Source organism: Methanoregula sp. (genome assembly GCF_002835825.1).
In the GTDB taxonomy this organism is placed as follows: Archaea; Halobacteriota; Methanomicrobia; order Methanomicrobiales; family Methanospirillaceae; genus Methanoregula.
In genome coordinates, this window is the sequence record NZ_PIZH01000660.1 from 1 (window position 1) to 1,158 (window position 1,158).

Here is a 1,158-nt window from a genome sequence, read left to right on the forward strand (position 1 = left end):
GATGATGTTCTTTGTCGCTCTTGCCATGGTCTTCTTCCTGCGGGCCATGAAAGACGATGACCTGAAAAACTGGGCACTCTTTGGTGTCTTCTCGGCACTTGCGTTCTGGTCCCATTTCTATGGGTTCGTCATCATCGCATCGCTCGTTCTCTATGCACTGTATGAGCGGGCGGGCAGGATACAAAAGAGCCTCAGTAACCTCAAACCACTTATTCTGTCGGTCGGTCTCTTCACCCTTCTCTGCCTTCCCCTTATCATTGTGACCGTCCAGCTCTATTTCATCAGGACTTCGGGAGCTCCCACCTACGGGATCCAGGGCCCCAATCTTGTCTTTGAGACCTTCTTCCAGCTCTCGGGCTTCTCTCTTCCCGCCATGGCCCTGATGCTCATCCTCTTCATCGCTGGCATCGTCTCCGCGTTCATGACGGACCGGAACAAAGGAGTCTTCCTTGTATCAATCACCGCCCTGACCTTTATCATCAGCATCATCCTCTCGTACCGCATCCCGATGCAGCCCCGGTATCTCATCTTCCTTGCCATTATCTACTTCATCGGGATCGCCCTTGCGTACAGGCCCCTGTGCACCCTTGCCGGCAACCGGGGCGTCGTGTACGGGTTCATGGCGGTCATGGTGGTTCTGAGCCTCCCTGCGCTTCCCGGGTATTACTCTGACTATTCCAAAGAGGACTGGCGGGGCGTATCCGCAAGCCTTGCCGATGTCACCGCGCCGGGGGATTTCGTGGTCGTGATGCCGGGGTACATTCTCCAGCCACTCAACTACTACTACTCCAACGCCACCGACCAGACGTTCGAGTTCGGCTTCTCCAGTGCCGCGGAACTTGAAGGGCTCTCTCTACGGAACACGCAGAATGCAACAATCTGGTATGTGGTGACCGGCGACATCATGTCCGCCGATCCGAGCGGCGGAGCGGTAGCATGGCTCGAGGAGCACACCGCGCCGCACATGCAGGCGAGCAACATCTTCATCTTCTCATCCATCTGAACGATTCCGGACCCGAATGCCCATGTACGACCTTACCGTCATCATCCCGACCTTCAATGAGGAGGCAAACATCCGCAACATCGTCCTTGCCGTGGACGCGGTCTTCCGTGAGCACTCCCTCAACGGGCAGGTCCTTGTCATCGATGACAATTCAT

General features: G+C 56.1%; 1 protein-coding gene. It reads left to right on the plus strand.

The annotated features are described in order from the left end of the window. Positions 1-1,003, plus strand: a 1,003-nt coding sequence (locus tag CW742_RS14220; RefSeq protein ID WP_292421506.1) for a glycosyltransferase family 39 protein, incomplete at its 5' end; no start/stop codon positions are given. Between the last annotated feature and the right edge of the window lie 155 nt (positions 1,004-1,158).